The sequence below is a fragment of the Metabacillus niabensis genome (genome assembly GCF_902829255.1).
Classification (GTDB): Bacteria; Bacillota; Bacilli; order Bacillales; family Bacillaceae; genus Metabacillus; species Metabacillus niabensis.
The window spans coordinates 1-1,154 of sequence record NZ_CADEPK010000273.1; the positions used below are offsets into that span (position 1 = coordinate 1).

Genomic DNA, 1,154 nt, shown 5'->3' on the forward strand with positions numbered 1-1,154 from the left:
TATTTATATTTTACACTAATTTTGTAGGATTTTATTGATAATATAGGAAAATATTATCATTTTTAACTATCTTCTTAAATCATTAACTGATTTTCCTCACACTTTAAACATATATTGACTATTAATTACGACCACATTACAATAAATAGTGTGACAATTACATGTAAGATGGTCAATTTTCATGAAGACGTATATCTATGAAATGTACTTAAAGCATTTCATTACGGGGCATTAGCTCAGCTGGGAGAGCGCTACACTGGCAGTGTCGAGGTCAGGGGTTCGAGCCCCCTATGCTCCATTCATCTAAACCCTTGTTGTTCAAGGGTTTTTCTTATGTTTCTTTCTTGTTCAAAATACGATTTTTAATCCATTGTTGGCAATTTGTTGGCAAACGCTATTTCATTTAATTTCATCCATTGTGTAAACAATATGAGGCAGCCTTTTCCAATAGCCAAGCCATGAGCACCCACTATAAGCATGATGTTCACTTAACTTCAATCAGGATGATTTTATTAAGACGAGCCTTCCCCTCATCAGTCAGATACACTGTTCCTTCCTTATGACTTCTCGCTAGTCTTAACGCATATTCCATTCTCTGTAGTTTTCGTTGTTCTTTTGTAGATACATCATTTGTTTGTCTTTTCATTGATAAATCAACTCCTTTTGTTGTTGTGATATATTTATATGGGCATTTATCTATTAACTTGCCTGTCTATCATGATTTTTTTGTGATTCATCAAAAAAATATCGTGAAAGGTTTTGTTCAATTTTTAGAGAAATATATTAAGATACTAGTTATTGGTGGGGGTAAGAATGTTAAGAAGTAGAATCAAAGCATATATTGAACTATCACCGTTAACCAGAGAAGAAATTATGATAAAAATGAATGTATCAAATAATACAATTTCGTCTTGGTGTACTGGTAAATCAAGACCTTCTCTTGAAGATACATTTAAACTATCAAGATTATTAAGTGTGACAGTTGAAGATTTGTATGAGTATGTGGAGGAAGATGAATGAAGAAGATTTTTGACAAATTCAAATTTAAAAAGATTTGGATTCCTACAGTTGCTATAGTGGCAATACTTTTTTTGGTTATTGGTGCTATAACTGGATTTATTCGGGGTTATGATATTGGATATGAAGCAGTAAAT

The 1,154-nt window shown here is 32.1% G+C and carries 2 protein-coding genes and 1 tRNA gene; 2 read left to right on the top strand and 1 reads right to left on the bottom strand.

Annotation, left to right across the window (positions count from 1 at the left end):
* Positions 1 to 225: 225 nt before the first annotated feature.
* Positions 226 to 298, top strand: a tRNA-Ala gene (locus HU235_RS16130).
* A 186-nt stretch (positions 299 to 484) separates the two neighbouring features.
* Here the strand turns inward: HU235_RS16130 and HU235_RS16135 are convergent.
* Entirely contained in the window at positions 485 to 646 is a 162-nt protein-coding gene (locus tag HU235_RS16135) for a hypothetical protein (RefSeq protein ID WP_174880862.1), read from the bottom strand.
* A gap of 167 nt (positions 647 to 813) precedes the next feature.
* On the opposite strand from HU235_RS16135, the gene HU235_RS16140 reads away from it, so the two are divergent.
* Positions 814 to 1,020, top strand: coding sequence for a helix-turn-helix transcriptional regulator (locus tag HU235_RS16140; RefSeq protein ID WP_174880863.1), 207 nt, complete (start codon positions 814 to 816; stop codon positions 1,018 to 1,020).
* The last annotated feature ends 134 nt before the right edge of the window (positions 1,021 to 1,154 follow it).

Bases quoted from the DNA above. Each gene is read 5' to 3' on its own strand.
- HU235_RS16135 (WP_174880862.1), bottom strand. From the start codon at position 646: ATGAAAAGACAAACAAATGATGTATCTACAAAAGAACAACGAAAACTA.
- HU235_RS16140 (WP_174880863.1), top strand. From the start codon at position 814: ATGTTAAGAAGTAGAATCAAAGCATATATTGAACTATCACCGTTAACC.